The sequence below is a fragment of the Nonomuraea sp. NPDC049129 genome (genome assembly GCF_040648495.1).
Taxonomy (GTDB): domain Bacteria; phylum Actinomycetota; class Actinomycetes; order Streptosporangiales; family Streptosporangiaceae; genus Nonomuraea.
This window is the reverse complement of the sequence record NZ_JBEZDU010000026.1, coordinates 70244-86266: the sequence shown is the minus strand read 5'-3', so window position 1 is coordinate 86266 and position 16023 is coordinate 70244. Positions and strand designations below refer to the sequence as shown.

At 70.6% G+C, this 16023-nt stretch carries 15 protein-coding genes and 1 riboswitch; of the genes, 11 read left to right on the top strand and 4 right to left on the bottom strand.

Annotated features, from left to right (window positions below; all coding sequences use genetic code 11):
* The first annotated feature begins 4 nt into the window (after positions 1–4).
* The 7 genes from AB0B64_RS48895 (at position 5) to AB0B64_RS48865 (ending at position 9601) form a co-directional block, all read left to right on the top strand.
* Complete coding sequence (locus AB0B64_RS48895) at positions 5–2509, top strand: mannose-1-phosphate guanyltransferase (RefSeq protein ID WP_357953007.1); 2505 nt, start codon at positions 5–7, stop codon at positions 2507–2509.
* Positions 2510–2802: 293 nt separating this feature from the next.
* A complete protein-coding gene (locus tag AB0B64_RS48890) occupies positions 2803–3315 on the top strand; it encodes an FHA domain-containing protein (RefSeq protein ID WP_357953004.1) in 513 nt (170 codons plus the stop codon).
* A gap of 58 nt (positions 3316–3373) precedes the next feature.
* Complete coding sequence (locus AB0B64_RS48885; protein WP_357953002.1) at positions 3374–4036, top strand: MerR family transcriptional regulator; 663 nt, start codon at positions 3374–3376, stop codon at positions 4034–4036.
* Between the two features lie 109 nt (positions 4037–4145).
* On the top strand, positions 4146–4616 hold the full coding sequence (locus AB0B64_RS48880) for a bifunctional nuclease family protein (protein WP_214634355.1): 471 nt from the start codon (positions 4146–4148) through the stop codon (positions 4614–4616).
* A 148-nt stretch (positions 4617–4764) separates the two neighbouring features.
* Positions 4765–5385, top strand: coding sequence for a MerR family transcriptional regulator (locus AB0B64_RS48875; protein WP_357953000.1), 621 nt, complete (start codon positions 4765–4767; stop codon positions 5383–5385).
* Positions 5386–5419: 34 nt separating this feature from the next.
* A riboswitch (glycine riboswitch) is annotated at positions 5420–5512 on the top strand.
* A gap of 156 nt (positions 5513–5668) precedes the next feature.
* Positions 5669–8506: an aminomethyl-transferring glycine dehydrogenase gene (gene gcvP, locus AB0B64_RS48870; protein WP_358194645.1), complete on the top strand. Its 2838-nt coding sequence runs from the start codon at positions 5669–5671 to the stop codon at positions 8504–8506.
* 294 nt (positions 8507–8800) lie between these two features.
* Positions 8801–9601, top strand: a complete 801-nt coding sequence (locus AB0B64_RS48865) for a tetratricopeptide repeat protein (RefSeq protein ID WP_357952996.1) — start codon at positions 8801–8803, stop codon at positions 9599–9601.
* A gap of 133 nt (positions 9602–9734) precedes the next feature.
* Here AB0B64_RS48865 and AB0B64_RS48860 read toward each other — a convergent pair whose 3' ends face one another.
* Positions 9735–10625 (bottom strand): helix-turn-helix transcriptional regulator, encoded by an 891-nt coding sequence (locus tag AB0B64_RS48860; RefSeq protein WP_357952994.1) that lies wholly within the window; start codon positions 10623–10625, stop codon positions 9735–9737.
* Between the two features lie 176 nt (positions 10626–10801).
* Here AB0B64_RS48860 and AB0B64_RS48855 point away from each other — a divergent pair, with 176 nt between their 5' ends.
* Together AB0B64_RS48855 and AB0B64_RS48850 are read left to right on the top strand one after the other, a co-directional pair.
* Positions 10802–11818 (top strand): zinc-dependent alcohol dehydrogenase family protein, encoded by a 1017-nt coding sequence (locus AB0B64_RS48855; protein WP_358194625.1) that lies wholly within the window; start codon positions 10802–10804, stop codon positions 11816–11818.
* A gap of 102 nt (positions 11819–11920) precedes the next feature.
* Positions 11921–13189: a multidrug effflux MFS transporter gene (locus tag AB0B64_RS48850; protein WP_358194619.1), complete on the top strand. Its 1269-nt coding sequence runs from the start codon at positions 11921–11923 to the stop codon at positions 13187–13189.
* Positions 13190–13326: 137 nt separating this feature from the next.
* Here the strand turns inward: AB0B64_RS48850 and AB0B64_RS48845 are convergent, their stop codons facing one another.
* Positions 13327–13680: a hypothetical protein gene (locus AB0B64_RS48845; RefSeq protein WP_358194610.1), complete on the bottom strand. Its 354-nt coding sequence runs from the start codon at positions 13678–13680 to the stop codon at positions 13327–13329.
* 82 nt (positions 13681–13762) lie between these two features.
* Here AB0B64_RS48845 and AB0B64_RS48840 point away from each other — a divergent pair, with 82 nt between their 5' ends.
* Positions 13763–14368, top strand: a complete 606-nt coding sequence (locus AB0B64_RS48840; protein WP_357952985.1) for an alpha/beta family hydrolase — start codon at positions 13763–13765, stop codon at positions 14366–14368.
* 4 nt (positions 14369–14372) lie between these two features.
* Here AB0B64_RS48840 and AB0B64_RS48835 read toward each other — a convergent pair whose 3' ends face one another.
* Positions 14373–14570, bottom strand: coding sequence for a DUF5999 family protein (locus AB0B64_RS48835; protein WP_214634349.1), 198 nt, complete (start codon positions 14568–14570; stop codon positions 14373–14375).
* A gap of 202 nt (positions 14571–14772) precedes the next feature.
* On the bottom strand, positions 14773–15333 hold the full coding sequence (locus AB0B64_RS48830) for a TetR family transcriptional regulator (RefSeq protein WP_357645222.1): 561 nt from the start codon (positions 15331–15333) through the stop codon (positions 14773–14775).
* A 113-nt stretch (positions 15334–15446) separates the two neighbouring features.
* Between AB0B64_RS48830 and AB0B64_RS48825 the strand changes: the two genes are divergently transcribed.
* Positions 15447–15845, top strand: a complete 399-nt coding sequence (locus AB0B64_RS48825) for a hypothetical protein (protein ID WP_357952983.1) — start codon at positions 15447–15449, stop codon at positions 15843–15845.
* Positions 15846–16023: the final 178 nt, after the last annotated feature.

Sequence of the window (16023 nt, the reverse complement as noted above, 5' to 3'; positions counted from 1 at the left end):
TCGGGTGAAGGCGGTCGTCATGGCGGGTGGAGAGGGCACTCGGCTGCGTCCGATGACGGCCAACCAGCCCAAGCCCCTGCTGCCCGTGGTCAACCGCCCGATCATGGAGCACGTGCTGCGGCTGCTCAAACGGCACAGCATCACCGAGACCGTGGTCACCCTCCAGTTCCTGGCCGCGCTCGTGCGCAACTACTTCGGCGACGGCGACGAACTCGGCATGAGCTTGCAATACGCCACCGAGGACGTTCCGCTGGGCACGGCGGGCAGTGTGAAGAACGCCGCGGCCCGCCTGCGCGACGACCGATTCCTGGTGATCTCCGGCGACGCCCTGACCGATATCGATTTGTCGGATATGGTCCGTTTTCACCGTGAAAATTCGGCGCTTGTCACCATCGGGTTGAAACGGGTGCCCAACCCCCTCGAGTTCGGCATCGTGATCGTCGACGAGGGCAACCGGGTCCAGCGCTTCCTGGAGAAGCCCACCTGGGGGCAGGTCTTCTCCGACACCGTCAACACCGGCATCTACATCATGGAGCCCGAGGTCCTCGACGCGGTCGCCTCCGGAGAGCCCGTCGACTGGTCGGCCGACGTCTTCCCCACCCTGCTGGAGCGCGGCGCCCCCATCTTCGGCTACGTCGCCGAGGGCTACTGGGAGGACGTCGGCACCCACGAGAGCTACCTCAAGGCCCAGGCCGACGCCCTGTCCGGCCGGGTCGCCGTGGACATCGGCGGCTTCGAGGTCTCGCCGGGCGTCTGGGTGGCCGAGTCGGCCTCGGTCGACCCCGACGCGGTGCTCAAGGGCCCGCTGCTCGTCGGCGCGTACGCCAAGGTCGAGGCCGGCGCCGAGCTGCGCGAGTACACCGTGCTCGGCAACAACACGGTCGTGCGTGAAGGCGCCTTCCTGCACCGGGCGGTCGTCCACGACAACGTCTACCTGGGCCCCGGCAGCCACCTGCGCGGCTGCGTGATCGGCAAGAGCACCGACGTGATGGCCGGGGCCCGCATCGAGGAGAACGCCGTCATCGGCGACGAGTGCGTCATCGAGCCCGAGGCGTACGTCTCCAGCGGAGTCAAGATCTACCCCTTCAAGACCATCGAGGCCGGCGCCGTCGTCAACACCAGCGTCATCTGGGAGTCGCGCGGCCAGCGCAGCCTGTTCGGTCCCCGCGGCGTCAGCGGCCTGGTCAACGTGGAGATCACCCCCGAGCTGTGCGTACGGCTGGCCAGCGCGTACGCCACCACCCTGAAGAAGGGCGAGCACGTCGTCACCTCGCGCGACTCCTCGCTGGCCGCCAGGGCGCTGAAGCGGGCCGTGATCGGCGCGCTCAACGCCAGCGCCATCAACGTCCTCGACCTGGAGGCCGCGCCGCTGCCGGTGGCCCGCTTCCACACGGCCAGGGAGTCCGCGGCGGGCGGCATCGCGCTGCGCACCACCGCCGGCGACCCGCAGAGCATCGACATCGTCATCATGGACGACCGCGGCGCCGACCTGCCCCCGGCCGCCCAGCGCAAGCTGGAGCGCGTCTTCTCCCGCCAGGAGTTCCGGCGCGCCTTCCCCGGCGAGATCGCCGAGCTCCGCTTTCCCGCCAGGGCGGTCGAGGACTACGCGTACGAGCTGCTGCGCTGCGTCGACATGACCGGTATCAGGGACATGAAGGTCGTCGTCGACTGCGCCGGAGGGACCTCCGCGCTGGTCCTGCCCACGCTGCTCGGCCGGGTCGGCGTCGACGTGCTCACCGTGAACGCCCGCCTGGACGACATCTCGCCCACGGAGACGTTCGCCGAGCGCCGCAGGGACCTGCAGCGCCTGTCGGAGCTCGTGAGCTCCTCCAGGGCGGCCTTCGGTGTGCGGTTCGACCCCGTGGGGGAGCGCATCGCGCTGGTGGACGAGATGGGCCAGCTGATCGGCGAGGAGCGGGCCCTGCTCGTCGTGCTCGACCTGATCGCCGCCGAGCGCAGGACCGGCCGGGTGGCGCTGCCCGTCACCACCACCAGGGTCGCCGAGCAGGTCTGCCGCTTCCACGGCGTGCAGGTGCGCTGGACCTCCACGGCGGTCGACGCCCTCACCTCGGCCGCGGTGGACGAAGACATGATCTTCGCGGGCGACGGCAGGGGCGGTTTCGTGGTGCCCGAGTTCGGTCCGGCGATCGACGGGGTGGCGGCGTTCATGCGGCTGCTCGGCCTGGTCGCCCGCACCCGGCTCTCGCTCAGCCAGATCGACGCGCGCATCCCCGAGGCCAAGCTGCTCAAGCGTACGGTGCCGACCCCGTGGGCGGCCAAGGGCGCCGTCATGCGCTCGGTCATCGAGGCCGCCGAGGCCGAGCCGGACGGCTGCCGCGTCGACACCACCGACGGGGTGCGGGTGGCCGCCGAGGACGGGAGCTGGGTGCTGATCCTGCCCGCCGCCACCGAGCCGGTCACCGATCTGTGGGCCGAGGCCGCCGACGTGGACACCGCGCAGTCGCTCCTGGAGCACTGGGCCCGCGTGGTCGAGGAGGCGGCCTCCTGAGCCTCGGGACCGAAATCTGTACGGCAATTCGCATGGAATCATCACGGAACGTGACACTGGCGGATCGGTGGCGCCGGAACGTGCAAGATCGTAATGTAGAAACGCGCGGCGGCATGGACCTTGGGGCGCGGGCGGCGGTAACTTTGTCACCGTCCGAACCCGTCGTCCAGCGCCCCGCCTTGACCTTTGCCGCTGATCAGCGTAAGTTGCGGCATTCGCAAACTTGAAGAGCGAAGCGAGGCGCGCCCAGATCCCCGTTGCCGCGTCTTCGCGGTAGGAGGCCGAGCCGATCGATGCCGAGCGTCTACTGCACGCAGTGCGGGCACGCCAACCCCGAGGATGCCCGTTTCTGTTCCCGTTGTGGGTCACCGCTGACCAGAACCGAGGTCGCCGGGGACACCACATCGACGATCTCTGTCGCGGGAATCGAGGCGTACGAGGCTGAGACCGGTGACATGCTCCTCGCCGAGCGCGCGCTGGTGGAGCAGCTGCCGCCTGGCACGGCGTTGCTCACCGTGACCAGGGGGCCCAACGCGGGGAGCCGTTTCCGCCTCGACAAGGAGCTCACCACCACAGGGCGCCATCCCGAGAGCGACATCTTCCTGGACGACATCACGGTCTCCCGGCGGCACGTGGAGTTCTACCGCCTTCGCGGCGGCCAGTTCTCCGTGCGCGACGTGGGCAGCCTCAACGGCACCTACGTCAATCGGGAGCGCATCGAGGAGGTGCCGCTGCACTCCGGTGACGAGGTGCAGATCGGCAAGTTCCGCCTCGTCTTCCTGATGCGGACCGCCGCCGGCGCATGAGCGAGCCCAGCGAGCGACCGATAGTCACAGCGTTCATGCGGCTCACGGAGGAAGCCGCATGAGCGCGCAGGCGGCACGTTCGCACATGAGCATCGGGGAGGTGCTCGCCATGCTCCAGGGCGAGTTCCCCGATGTGTCGATCTCCAAGATCCGCTTCTTGGAGGGCGAGGGGCTCATCGAGCCGGAGCGCAGCCCGTCGGGCTACCGCAAGTTCACCCACCTGCACGTCGAGCAGCTCCGCTACATCCTCACCGAGCAGCGCGACCACTACCTGCCGCTGCGGGTGATCAAGGACAAGATGGCCGAGCACTTCGGCCGCCCGCGTGCCGTGACCGACCGGCCGGAGACGCGGGAGGTGCGGCTGAGCCGCGCCGAGCTGCTGGAGGCGGCCGGGCTCGACGAGGACACGCTGGCCGAGCTCGAGGACTACGGGCTGCTCTCGGCGACGGCCAGGCGCTACGACGAGGAGGCGCTCAACGTGGCGCGCAGCGTTGGCGCCCTGGCCCGGTTCGGCCTGCACGCCCGGCATCTGCGCGCGGTCAAGGCCGCGGCCGAGCGCGAGTGCGGTCTGGTGGAGCAGACGGTCGCGCCCATACTCAAACGCCGGGCCCCAGGGGCCATCGGAGAGGCCGACGAGGCCGCGAGGGAGCTGTCGGCGCTGCTGCTCGATCTGCACGCCGCTCTGGTGCGTACGGGCGTGCGAACCGTTCTAGGCCGATGACCGGACCAGCGGGACATACAAGGCCCCTCGGGTGTTACGTTGAAATGCAGAAGCGGACCGGCCCAATAGCTGTGCCGGGGTCGCCGACCAGTCGAATATGGAGCAGCCCGTGTTGCAGATGGAGGTCGTGGGCGTCCGCGTAGAGATGCCCACAAATCAGCCGATCGTCTTGCTCAAGGAGGCACACGGGGAGAGGTTCCTGCCGATTTGGATTGGGATGACCGAAGCCACGGCCATCGCCTTGGCCCAAGCGGAGGAGCCTCCAGCCCGGCCACTCACGCACGACCTTTTCAGGGACGTGCTGAGCGCCCTCGGCGTGGGCCTGCGCGCGGTCAACATCGTCGCCCTGCGTGACGGTATCTTCTTCGCCGACCTGGTGTTCTCCAACGGCGTAGAGGTGAGCGCGCGGCCCTCCGACTCGATCGCGCTCGCCTTGCGCACCGGAGCACGAATCTTCGCCAGTGAGGAGGTCGTCCAGGAGGCCGGGGTGATCATCCCCGACGACCAAGAGGACGAGGTGGAGAAGTTCAGGGAGTTCCTTGACACGATCACCCCCGAAGACTTTGGCCGGGCGGGGTAGGTATTTCAGTGCATTTACGCTTCACGACGCGCCGAGCGGGATCGTTGACTGCGCATGGTCACGGTCCTACGGTGCAAGTGAAACCCATGGCCGCGCTTTTACGAACCCCCAGATCAGGCCATGGGATGAGAGAAAGCCGGAGGTCCGCGTGGCGGTCAGCAGCGGCGAGGGAAAGACGGCCGGCCAGGAAGATCCGGTGCGGCGTGAGAGTGCGCGGCAGCGTGCCGGAGAGCAGGGTCTGCTCTTCGACGAGCAGCCCACGACACTGCCGAGTGACATCGGATACCGCGGCCCGACGGCGTGCGCGGCGGCCGGCATCACCTACCGGCAGCTCGACTACTGGGCGCGCACGGAGCTGGTCCAGCCGACGATAAGAGCCGCGCACGGCTCGGGCTCCCAACGGCTCTACAGCTTCCGCGACATCCTGGTGCTCAAGGTCGTCAAGCGGCTCCTCGACACCGGAGTCTCCCTCCAGCAGATCCGTACGGCCGTACAACACCTGCGTGACCGCGGGGTCGGCGACCTCGCGCAGATCACGCTCATGAGCGACGGCGTCAGCGTCTACGAGTGCACCTCGGCCGACGAGGTGATCGATCTGCTCCAGGGCGGTCAGGGCGTGTTCGGCATCGCGCTCGGCCGGGTCTGGCGCGAGGTCGAGGGCTCCCTCGCGGAGCTGCCGGGGGAAAGGGCGGCGGTCGAGGACAGCGTCCCGGCCGACCACCCCGCTGACGAGCTGGCCCAGCGGCGACGGGCGCGCCGCATAGGGTAGCAATCCGGTAGTAACCTAAGAGGCGCAAGGCTGACGACCCCCTGCGGGAGAGTCCCGGGCTGGTCCCGGGGCGCCGAAGGAGCAACCCTCCCCGGAATCTCTCAGGCACCCGTACCGCTCGGGGTAGGCAACTCTGGAAAGCAGGCACGCCCGCCAGGCGCGCCTCACCGACGGTGCAAGCCCTCATGGGGGTGAAGCTCTCAGGTCGCCATGACAGAGGGGGAGATCCGGCACTCGCCCGCGCCCAGGCGCCGGTCTCCATAGCCCTCGGGAGGCACCTTCCATGACCGACCTGTCAGCTCCGCCGTTCTCGACCCGGCACATCGGCCCGTCCGAATCCGAGCAGCAGCGCATGCTCGAGGCCGTGGGTTTCGAGTCCGTGGCCGACCTGGTGGCGGTGGCCGTCCCCGAGTCCATCAGGATCAAGGACCGGCTCTCGCTGCCCGCCGCGGCCAGTGAGACCGAGGTCATCGCCGAGCTGCGGGCCATCGCGGGCCGCAACCGGGTGCTCACCTCGATGATCGGCCTGGGCTACCACGACACGATCACCCCGGCGGTGATCCGCCGCAACCTGCTGGAGAACCCGGGCTGGTACACCGCCTACACCCCCTACCAGCCGGAGATCTCGCAGGGCCGCCTGGAGGCGCTGCTCAACTTCCAGACCGTCGTCTCCGACCTGACCGGGCTCGACGTCGCCGGCGCCTCCCTGCTCGACGAGAGCACAGCCGCCGCCGAGGCGATGACGCTGGCCAGGCGCGCGGGCAAGTCCAAGAGCGACGTGTTCGTCGTCGACGCCGACGCGCTGCCCCAGACCAAGGCGGTGCTGGCCACCCGCGCCGAGCCGCTGGGCATCACGCTGGTCGAGGACGCGCTCGACGGTGAGCTGCCCGAGTGCTTCGGCGTGCTCGTCCAATACCCGGGTGCCTCCGGCCGGCTGCGCGACTTCCGCGCGGTGGCCGAGCGGGCGCACGCCGCGGGCGCGCTGGTCGTGGCCGCCGCCGACCTGCTCGCGCTGACCCTGGTCACCGCGCCGGGCGAGCTCGGCGCCGACATCGCGATCGGCTCCTCGCAGCGCTTCGGCGTACCGTTCGGCTTCGGCGGGCCGCACGCCGCCTACATGTCCGTACGCGAAGGACTGCAGCGGCAGATGCCCGGCCGCCTCGTCGGGGTCTCGGTCGACGCCGACGGCGCGCCCGCCTACCGGCTGGCCCTGCAGACCCGCGAGCAGCACATCAGACGGGAGAAGGCCACCAGCAACATCTGCACCGCGCAGGTCCTGCTGGCCGTCATCGCCGGCATGTACGCCGTCTACCACGGGCCCGAGGGGCTGCGCCGCATCGCCGGCCGCGTGCACCGGCACGCCGCCGCGCTGGCCGAGTGCCTGCGCCGCGGCGGTGTCGAGGTCGTACACCGGGAGTTCTTCGACACCGTGCTGGCCAGGGTGCCCGGCCGGGCCGCCGACGTCGTCCGGCAGGCCGCCGAGCGCGGCGTCAACGTGTGGCAGGCCGACGCCGACCACGTCTCCGTCGCCTGCGACGAGAAGACCACGGCGGCCGACCTCGAGCAGGTCGCCGCCGCCTTCGGCGTCAGCGGGCCGGTGGCCGGCCTCCTCGCCGACGAAGGGCTGGACACGCTGCCGGCCGCGCTGACGCGGGAGTCCGGCTACCTCACCCACCCCGTCTTCCACAGCCACCACTCCGAGACCGCGATGCTGCGCTACCTGCGCAGGCTCCAGGACAAGGACATCGCCCTCGACCGGTCCATGATCCCGCTCGGCTCCTGCACGATGAAGCTCAACGCCACCACCGAGATGGAGCCCATCACCTGGCCGGAGTTCGCCGGGATCCACCCCTTCGCGCCTGACGGGCAGGCCGCGGGCTACCACCACCTCATCGAGACCCTGGAGGAATGGCTGGCCGAGGTGACCGGCTACGACGCGGTCTCCATCCAGCCGAACGCCGGGTCCCAGGGGGAGTTCGCCGGGCTGCTCGCGATCCGGGCCTACCACCGCGACCACGGCGACGAGCACCGCGACATCTGCCTCATCCCGTCCTCCGCGCACGGCACGAACGCGGCCAGCGCCGTCATGGCCGGCATGCGCGTCGTGGTCGTGGCCTGCGACTCCGAGGGCAACGTGGACCTGGCCGACCTCGACGCCAAGATCGACAAGCACCGCGACGCGCTGGCCGCGATCATGCTCACCTACCCGTCGACGCACGGCGTCTTCGAGGAGACGATCACCGAGGTCTGCGCCAAGGTGCACGACGCGGGCGGCCAGGTCTACGTCGACGGGGCCAACCTCAACGCGCTGGTCGGGCTGGCCAAGCCGGGCGAGTTCGGCGCCGACGTCTCGCACCTCAACCTGCACAAGACCTTCTGCATCCCGCACGGTGGCGGCGGCCCCGGCGTCGGCCCGGTCGCGGTCCGCGGCCACCTGGCCGCCTACCTGCCGGGCCACCCGCTGCGCCCCGGCTCACCGGTCGGCGCGGTCTCCGCGGCCCCGTACGGCTCGGCGGGCATCCTGCCGATCTCCTGGGCGTACGTCAGGATGATGGGCGGCGACGGCCTGGCCGCGGCCACCGAGCAGGCGATCCTGTCGGCCAACTACCTCGCCCGGCGGCTGGCCCCGCACTACCCGGTGCTCTACACCGGGCGCGGCGGCCTGGTGGCCCACGAGTGCATCGTCGACCTGCGGCAGATCACCAAGGAGACCGGCGTCACGGTCGACGACGTGGCCAAGCGGCTCATCGACTACGGCTTCCACGCGCCGACCATGTCCTTCCCGGTCGCCGGCACGCTGATGATCGAGCCGACCGAGAGCGAGGACCTGGCCGAGCTCGACCGGTTCGTCGACGCGATGGTGGCCATCAGGGGCGAGATCGCGCGGGTCGCCTCGGGCGCCTACGACCGGGCCGACAACCCGCTGCGCAACGCCCCTCACACCGCCGAGGCCGTCGCGGCCGACGAGTGGGCCCATCCCTACAGCCGTACCGAGGCGGTCTACCCGCTGCCGTCGCTGCGGGAGGGCAAGTACTGGGTGCCGGTGCGGCGCATCGACCAGGCTTACGGCGACCGCAACCTGGTCTGCTCCTGCCCGCCGCTGGAGGCGTACGAGGACTGACCTGGTTTGTCGCGCCCGCGACAGCTCCGGTCGTTACGTCCGCAACTGAGCTGGCTGTCGCATTCGCGAATGATCCGGCTGTCGCGTCCGTGACTGACCCGCACGTCGCGTTCGCGGGACCGTGGCCTTCTCCGCCGCGTAACCGTGGCCCTCTCCGTCCGTTGCGCTCGGACGGGGAGGGCTACGTCCGTTTTACGGGATTTTTTCCCGCCACCCAGGCTGAACGTGGCCAGTGAGAAGACATGATCACCGGAACTCGTTAGGCTCTGTCCGACCGTCGCCTAAGGAGCTCTCTTGACGTTCTCAGAGCTGCAGGTCCCGCCTCTCGACACCGCTCGCCGCCTGGCCGAGCACGGTGACCTCGACGGCGCGGCGGCCATACTCAGCGAGCTGGCCGCCGACCCCGAGGAGCCCGACCGGGCGCAGGCCGCCGTGGGCCTGGCCGTGGTGCTCGACGAGCGCGGCGACCCGGAGGGGGCCCGGGCGGCCGCCCGGGTCGCGCTGGCCACCGGGCATCCGGAGTTCGCCGCTCAGGCGGCCTGTCACCTCGCGCAGGGCTTCGAGCGCGAGGGCCGCGCCGAGCAGGCCAGGGGGGCGTGGCAGGCGGTCCTGGGCGTCGGCACGGCCGCCTACGTCCCGCTGGCGCGTCTCGCCCTGGCCCGGCTGGCCGTGCTGGCCGGCGACTACGACGAGGCGGAGAACGAACTGCGGGCCGCGCTGGCCGCCGCCGGGCCGGACGACGTGGGCGCGCACGCCGCGCAGCAACTGGCCGAGCTGCTGCTGGAGCGGGGCGAGCCGGGGGAGGCGGCCGAGGTGCTGCTGGAGGCGCTCGAGGTGGCCCCCCAGGACGACGTGGCCCGGCTGCGGGTGCAGCTCGGCATCGCGCACCTGGAGCTCGCCTGCGCGGAGTTCGCGGGGGCGGTGGAGGACGGCGGTGACGCGCCGACGAGCGGGCTGGCCATCGAGCTGCTGGCCAGGACCCTGCCGCTGCGTGGCCGCGTCGACGACGCGGGCCGCGTCTGGACGTACGGGCTGGAGCACGAGGACGAGACGCTGGCCGCGGAGGTGCGTCTGCGTTACGACCGCGACACCTGACCGACCTCCCCGCCCCGCGAGCGTCTCCAGGACGCCCGCGAGCGCCTTCAGGACGCCCGCGCCCGCCTGCCGCTCCATCCGCCGGCGCTACGCCGTCGGTGAGGTCTCCCTCGCCGACCTCGCCACCGACCGGTCAGTCCGCCGCCAACGGCTCCGTGTGGGTCCGGGCTTCCTGAGTGGCCGCCCAGGAGGCGAGCAGGCGCAGGCCCTCCTCGGAGGGTGAGCCGGGTTCGGCGGTGTAGATGGTGATGGTGAGGCTGGGGTCGGCGACCATCTGCAAACCCTCGAAGGCGAGGGTGAGCTTTCCGACGATGGCGTGGTTGAAGCGTTTGGTTCCGGTGCCGTGCCGGCGGACGTTGTGCGCGCCCCAGCGGGTGCGGAACTCATCGCTGCGGGTCGACAGTTCGCCGACGAGGTCGTGGAGCTCTTTGTCGTGGGGGTTGCGGCCGGCTTCTGTGCGCAGCATGGCCACGCACATGTCCGCGAAGGGACCCCAGTCCGGGTAGAAGCGATGGGAGGCCGGGTCGAGGAACGCGAACCGGGCCAGGTTCTCCTGATTGGCCGGGGAGGCGTACAGGTCGGCGAAGAACGCGCGGGCGAACTGGTTGACGGCGAGCACGTCCATGCGGCTGTTCTGCACGAAGGCGGGTCCGGCGGTGATCGCGTCCAGCGTCCACTGCAGGCTGCGATGGAGCGTCTGCGGCCGGGCGGCGCGGCGCCGGGGGCGGGTGAGGACGTCCGAGCCGTCGGCGGTCTGGGCCAGGTGCAGGAGGTGGGCGCGCTCGGCGTCGTCGAGCCGCAGGGCGCGGGCGAGGGCTTCGAGCACCGCCGCGGAGGCGCCGGCGAGGTTGCCTCGTTCGAGCTTGGCGTAGTACTCGGCGCTCAGATCGGCAAGGGCCGCGACCTCACTGCGGCGCAGACCGGGGACGCGCCGCCGGGATCCGGCGATCAGGCCGGCCTGCTCCGGGGTGATCTTAGCTCGCCGCGAGGTGAGGAACTCGCGGACCTCGTCACGATTGTCCACAGCTCGACCGTACGGCGTCATCGCCAAGCGAGGGATGTACTGGGAGTACACCTCTCGCTGGTAACTCGTAACCACCGCAGAATGCCGGTTAGGTGGATTGCGGCGGAATCCTGCGCCTTCGGTACGACCGGGCGGCAGCCGCATATCAGACGCCTAACCACGTAAAGGAAACTTTGATGCGCGGAGCAGTGATCCACGGCCCCGGCGATGTGCGCTTCGAGACCCTGGAGGACCCGAAGATCCTCAAGCCGACCGACGCGATCATCCGGACGGCCGTCACCTGTGTGTGCGGCTCGGACCTGTGGTCCTACCGCGGCCTGGAGCCGGCCCAGGAGGCTCACCCGATGGGTCACGAGTACGTGGGCTTCGTGGAGGAGGTCGGCAGCCAGGTCACCGCGGTCCGGCCCGATCAGTTCGTCGTCGGCTCCTTCGCCACCTCGGACAACACGTGTGCGAACTGCCGCAACGGCTTCCAGTCCAGCTGCCTGAACCGTGAGTTCATGAGCACCTGCCAGGCCGAGTACGTGCGCATCCCCAACGCGCAGGGCACCCTGGTCGCCACCGACCAGGTGCCGGACGAGGAGCTGTGGCCCGGCCTGCTGGCCGTCTCCGACGTCATGGGCACCGGCTGGTACGCCGCCGACGCCGCCGAGGTCAAGCCCGGTTCGACCGCCGTGGTGGTCGGTGACGGCGCGGTCGGCCTGTGCGCGGTCATCGCCGCCAAGGAGATGGGCGCGGAACGGATCATCGCGATGAGCCGCCACGAGCCCCGGCAGCAGCTGGCCAGGGAGTTCGGCGCCACCGACATCGTCACCGAGCGCGGCGAGGAGGGCATCGCCCGGATCAAGGAGCTGACCGGCGGCATCGGCGCCGACGCGGTCCTGGAGTGCGTGGGTACCGCCGAGGCCATGCGGCAGGCCCTGCACTCGGCGCGGCCCGGCGGGAACGTCGGCTTCGTCGGCGTCCCCCACGAGGTCGCCGTCGACGGGCAAGAGCTGTTCTTCTCCCACGTCGGCCTGCGTGGCGGCCCCGCCCCTGTACGCCGCTACCTGCCCGACCTGATCGACCACGTCCTGTCGGGGCGGATCAACCCCGGGAAGGTCTTCGACCTCACCCTGCCGCTGGAGCAGGTCGCCGAGGGCTACAAGGCCATGGACGAGCGCCGCGCCATCAAGACCCTCCTCAAGCCCTGACCCCGTGCGTCAGCGGACATGTGCGCGCATGGTCGAATGACAGCTCGGTAGCGACCTTCGCCCAGCCTCCCTCCCGTCGACCTCGCGAGGAAAGCAAGAACGATGCCAGAGACCACAACGCCCTCCAAGCCTGTAGCGGGGCGGTTTCTACCGCCCCTGCTGCTCTTGCTGACGGTGTTCGGGCCGATCTCGATGGACCTGTACCTGCCCGCGCTGCCGGCACTGACGGTCGAACTCGGTGCCGCGACCTCCATCGCGCAGTTGACCGTCACCGCGTGCCTGATCGGGCTGGCCGCCGGGCAGTTGATCGCAGGACCGATCTCGGATCAGTTCGGGCGGCGAGGGATCCTCCGCCTCGGCGTCGCCGCGTACATCGTCACCTCCGCGCTCTGCGCGATCAGCCCCAGCGTCGAGGTGCTCATCATCGCCCGGCTCGTGCAAGGCCTCACCGGCGGGGTCGGAATCGTCATCGCTCAGGCGGCGGGCCGCGACGTCCACTCCGGCGGCGAGCTGATCCGCTTCTACGGCCGGCTCACCGTGGTCGGAGCGTGCGCCGCGATCGTCGGCCCGCTGCTGGGCGGGCTGCTCACCGCGCTCGTCGACTGGCGTGGCCTGTTCGTGGTCCTCGCGGTCATCGGCGCCGGCATCCTGATCGCCACCCTGCTCATCTTCACGGAGACACTTCCGGCCGACCATCGTGTCCGAGGCGGATTCGCCCAGACCATGCGCGACTACCGTACGCTGCTCGCCGACCGGGTCTTCCTCGGAGCCCTCCTCAACCAGGGCTTCCTCTGGGCCGCCGTGTTCGCCTATCTCGCCGGCGCCACGTACGTCCTGCAGAACATCTACGGCCTTTCCCCGCAGTGGTACGCGGCCGCCTTCGGACTCAACTCAGCCGGCTTCGCGTTCTTCGGGTGGCTCGGCGGCCGCGGCGCCGAACGATGGAGCATCACCGGCACCCTCGCCATCGGCATCCTCGTCGCCGGCGGCGGTGCCGCCGGGCTCCTCATTTCCGGTCTCACCCCGATGCCGCTCTGGGTGGTCATCGCGTCCTTGTTCTTCCTGGCCGGCGGCGTGGCGATCTCCTCCGCACCCGCCAGCACCCTCGCTCTGGCGGATTACCCGCGGATGGCGGGAACAGCGTCCTCCCTGCTCGGCACGGTCAGGTACGGCTTCGGCGGTGTGGCCGCCCCGTTCGTCGGCATCGCGGGCGCCGCCAGCATCCTCCCGCTCGGCGTCGTCACCGTCGTCGCCGTCCTCCTCAGCGCGAGCGCCTGCCTCCTCTTCGCCCGCCGACACGCGCCTGCCGCGGCCACCATGGTTGAGACGGCCGAAACGACCGCGATGGCCGAAACGACCGCACCTTCATGAACGCGGTGACCCAAACGCGCGGCGCGACTGCTACGTCGCCGTTCCGGAGCCCCGCGGTTGCGGCTGGGCGGGCAACCAGCACGCCCACCACCGTTCGGGGCACGCCGGCGCGACTCACGTTCACAGTTCGGGGACGGTCAGCCGCGGCGCATGATGGCGGCCGCCGCCGCGACGTTGATCAGGACGATGGCGAACCAGGCGATGGCCAAGCCGAGCCCGCCTCCGCGGGACGCCGCGATGGCCGTCAGTGGGATGCCGATGCCCATCGACCCCAGCGCGATCGGGATCATGGCCGCCCCCGGGCTTTTGGACCTGGCCGGGACGGGACCGCTGCCGTGGGCCTGGAGCTCGGCGCGCACCCGGGCGGCGATCGTGGCGTCGAGCCGCTCCACGAACGACTCGACCAGGGCGGCTTCGTATTCGGGGCCGAGGTCGCGGCGGGCGTCGAGCGTCGCCTGCAGATCCTCGCGGATGGGGCGCATGTCTGGCATGAGGCTCATCATCGCGGCTGCGCGGCGCGCCGTCATCAACCCTGAGGGCCATGGTGAACTCATCCCCAGGTACGGTTCTGACATGCGGATCATGACCCCGCGCGGCCCGGCACAGGTCGACTTCGACGAGGTGGAGCGGCCCCGGCTGCTGCTGGTGCTGACGCACGGGTCGGCCGGGGGAGTGGACGCGCCCGATCTGCTGGCGGTGCGCGACGCGGCGCTGAACGTGGGGGCCGTGGTGGCCAGGGTGACGCAGCCGTTCCGGCTCGCCGGGGCGCGGGCGCCGGGCTCGGCCGTACGGCAGGACGAGGCGTGGGAGGTCGTCCTGGGAGAGCTGCGGGCGCGCTGGCCGGGGCTGCCGCTGGTGCAGGGCGGCCGGAGCAACGGGGCCAGGGTGGCCTGCCGTACGGCCGAGGTGGTCGGCGCGGTGGCGGTGGTGGCGCTGGCGTTCCCGCTGCACCCGCCGGGCAGGCCCGAGAAGTCGAGGGCCGGCGAGCTGCGCGAGGCGGGCGTGGACGTGCTGGTGGTCAATGGGGACCGGGATCCGTTCGGCGTGCCCGACGCTGCCGACGCGGCACGCCTGGTTGTGCTGCCGGGCGAGGGGCACGACCTGAAAAAGGACCCCGCCCGGGTGGGCGAGGTGGTCGCCGAGTGGATCGTCGGCTATGGGGCGCCGGTGAGCGGGTAGCGGCTCAGGCGGCGCCGACGAGCGGATCCGGGCGGTGCGGAGCGATGGCGGTGCCGCCAGGCAGGAGCTCCCCGGTGTCCTCGAAAAGGACGACGCCGTTGCAGAGAAGGCTCCACCCCTGCTCGGGGTGGCAGGCGAGGGTACGTGCGGCCTCGCGGTCGGGCGCCTCGGCTGCCGGACAGGCCGGGTCGTGCGGGCACATCGGCGTGCCTCCGATATCTCGTGAATGGCTCCCGCGGGTAGGAAAGGGGCGGGAACAGCGTGGGTGTTGTCTTTCTTTCAGTGTGCGGCGTATGTCACACGTTCGGACATAGTCCGTTAGGACTGTTACAGGAGGATGCGAAAGTGTGACCTTCGACACAGCGTGCCTTATACAGGATAACGGTCCAAGCTCGACACGCCCACTAGCTTTGCAAGCCCTTCAGCAAGGCGTCGAGACCACGCTCGAAGTCGACGTCGGCGCGTTCGTCGCGCCTGGTCCACTCGTCGACCTCGGGGTCGGCCCAGCCTGACTGCTGGACCTCGACCGCCACGCTGCCGAACACGAAGGCCCGCAGTGCTCGTACGGCCTCCGGCGCGTCGTTCAGGCCCGCGTCGGCGAGTTGCTCCGTCTGCTCCCTGATGGCCAGCGCGGTGCCGCCCTTGGGCGGTTTGGTCAGCGCGAGCGCCAGGACGCCGGGGTGCTCGCGCAGCAGCTCGCGACCGGCCCGGCACCACGCCCTGGCCGTGTCCTGCCAGGTGGGACCCTGCTCCACGTGGACGGCGGTGACATGCTCGGCCAGCGCGTCCATCAGCGCTTCCTTGCCACGGGGCAGATGGTGGTAGATGGCCATGGCCTCCACCTGCAGGGCGTCGCCGAGCCTGCGCATCGTCAGGCGCCTGAGCCCTTGGGAGTCGGCGATGTGGAGTGCGGCGTCGATGATGCGCTCGCGGGAGAGGGGAACCGGCGGTCTCTTGGCGGGCATGGAGATCATCTTACTATGTAAAGGGCGCGGCGCGGGTCCGATTATGGAGCGTGTCGCGGTCGGGCGTACCCTGGTCGCCTGATAGGAGCCGATTGGGATGAGGGGCAGAGTCGATGGCGTTTTTCCGGCCGCGGGTGAGCCGCGAGGCTGAGGTCCGCTACCACGCGGACGTGGAGATCTCCAAGAGCTACCCCGAGCTGCTCGACAAGGCCAGGCTGGCTGAGGGGACGCTGCGCGACCTGCGGGCCGCCGCCGCGGACGAGCTCGAGTTGCTGGCCGCCGGAGTGGCGTTCGACAAGGCGCTCAGCGAGGCGCTGCGGGCGGCCGAGAGCGGGCAGCGGGCCACGTTCGGGGTCAAGGCCTATGACGACCGCATCGCCCGCCGCAAGGCCAAGGCGACGCCCGCGGGGGCCACGTGGACCGCCGAGGTCGATCGGCTGCGTACGTTGCGCGAGGACAACCGGCTGTGGGGGATCCCGCGCGTGCCACGCCCGGTGCCCGCCGTCCGTTAGCCTTCCGACTCTTTCCCGGGTGGTTCGTCACGCGACCGTCTCGATCTCTGTGACGGTCCGTGGTGGCTGGTGTCCTTTTGGAGGGATGCCGTTGGGGTCTCTCAGGAGGGACACCCCACGGGGAGCGGTAAAAGACGGTCCGTCGTGGCTGGGGTCCCTCAGGAGTCGGGGGAGAGGG